2 protein-coding genes are annotated in these 1965 nt (G+C 33.5%); one reads left to right on the top strand and one right to left on the bottom strand.

What is annotated here, in order from left to right; all coding sequences use genetic code 11:
• Positions 1-424: 424 nt before the first annotated feature.
• The gene (locus JZO83_RS14190; protein WP_207116125.1) at positions 425-1180 is read left to right on the top strand and encodes a MerR family transcriptional regulator; all 756 of its coding nucleotides are present in this window, start codon (positions 425-427) and stop codon (positions 1178-1180) included.
• Between the two features lie 159 nt (positions 1181-1339).
• On the opposite strand, the gene JZO83_RS14195 is transcribed toward JZO83_RS14190, so the two are convergent.
• Complete coding sequence (locus JZO83_RS14195) at positions 1340-1504, bottom strand: hypothetical protein (protein WP_207116126.1); 165 nt, start codon at positions 1502-1504, stop codon at positions 1340-1342.
• Between the last annotated feature and the right edge of the window lie 461 nt (positions 1505-1965).

The raw sequence follows: 1965 nt of genomic DNA on the forward strand, positions 1-1965 counted from the left end.
TTTTTTCATTTTCTTCCCCCAAAAATTTATTTTTACTACTATGTAAATATGTAGTAGTTACTAAAGGATGAATCACTAATATGTTGTGAAAGCCTATTCATTTCTGTAAATATTTTTTATTATATCTTCTTTGGTTTATCATCGAAAACACATTAATATTATATCTTTGTATAATGAATAATACAAGACTATGTTCGAATATATTTGTTTTTTTAAGATAGAACGAAAGAGCCGATTGGAAATAGTACGAAACACCATTTATAACAAAGAGGAAAGGAGAAGGGAAGATGTGAATAATTGCAATTCTTGTTTTATTTGTTTGTTAAAAAATAACAAAAATATGTAAAGTGTTTCGTTTTTTTATGGTATAATCAATATCTAAATACTTGATACTAAGCCGTATCTGACATGTAGGAGAATGGAAATGAGAGAAACTGACATAAAAAGTGAACTGTTGTCTATCGGAGAATTGGCGAAAATCACCGGTGTCAACATTAAGTCATTAAGATATTATGAGCAGATTGGGGTCCTATTGCCCGTGTATGTCAATCCAAGCTCGGGTTACCGTTACTATTCATTAGCTCAAGTGAGTGCAGTTGAACTGATTCAAGCATGTGTAGAGATCGGTATACCGTTAAAAGAGCTGCACCGATTTGGCGATTCCAAAAGTTCAATCGACTATCTTTCTTTTTTGACCTATAGTGAAGAACTAATGAAGCAAAAAATCGATGCGCTTCAGCAAAACTTAAAAGGCATGCAAGCATTGAAAGAGGAAGTCGAACTCCTTAAAAAATATCGACATTCAAAAAATCAACATATCCGGAAGATGAATGAGAAATATCTGTATGTTTTTCCTTATCAGCCCACTGATAATAAAAAGACGCTTTATACAGAAGCAGCAAAATTATTTGAGCGTTCGCTTGAAGGGGGCTATGAACCTTTATATGATTTTGGTTTTCTCTATGAGTTTACAGGCGAAAATATTCAACAATATATGTTTTTAGAGATCATGCCTACAACAAATGTCTGTGAAAATATAAAAGTTTTACCAAGTGGGCAGTATGCCTGCCGTTTTACACCTAAAAACTATGGTGAAAATCTTCCAGAATTGTTTCCAGAAATATTTAGTAAAAAAGGAAAGGTTCTTGCGATCGAAGCAGAAGCGCAACGGGAACATTAGAAGAAATCATCTATGAAGCCAGAGTTTTTATTGACTGAGGACTAATTCACATAGAATTTAAAGTCAATGAAGAAAATAAGTAATGGTGGGTAGAAAAACATAATGAATATTGAAAAAAGAGCCAGTAGATCCGGCTCTTTTTTTGAACGATCGAAGCTTTTATTTTTCTTGATTTGATCGACGTTTTTTTTCGAGTACAGTCAATCCACCAACGATGATCAGAACAACAAAATAAGTCGTCCAGCTGATCAAATTGAAAACTAACAGGACTAATCCGACAATCAAACATAATAATAGCGTCCAAACGGTTAAATTTTTTTCCATAAAAGGGAGAAAACAAGTAAGAAAATCAGTGATGATCCATTTTGCTTCCTACACTAAACCTCCTTGCGCTAAATTTTTTATATTCAGTAACAATGTTTCTATAAAAATAAATTTTAGCATAACTTGCTTCAATACTGCTAGTCTTAGATCATAATTGAAAGGATTATGTATGTTGAGCGCCGTGTGAGGACTTATAAGATAAGAGTCGAAGAGGGGATAAATATAATTAAAGACACCTACTTTGACCTTCAAGTAGGTGTCTTTATTGTGAACTAGAGTTGCAATCGTCCATTCGGGGTTTCACTCCTATGCGGATTTTTTAAGTTCTTGCACTGCTTGTTCGATCGTTACACCAGTAGCTACGCGATTGCTATCCTCTTTGTCAAAAACGACGAAAAGATTTAAATCGGTGTTAAGAGTGACACGATATTGTAGTTCTTTGTTATAGAATGTCATAGTCA

This window comes from Enterococcus sp. DIV1298c (assembly GCF_017316315.1).
Taxonomy (GTDB): domain Bacteria; phylum Bacillota; class Bacilli; order Lactobacillales; family Enterococcaceae; genus Enterococcus_B; species Enterococcus_B mangumiae.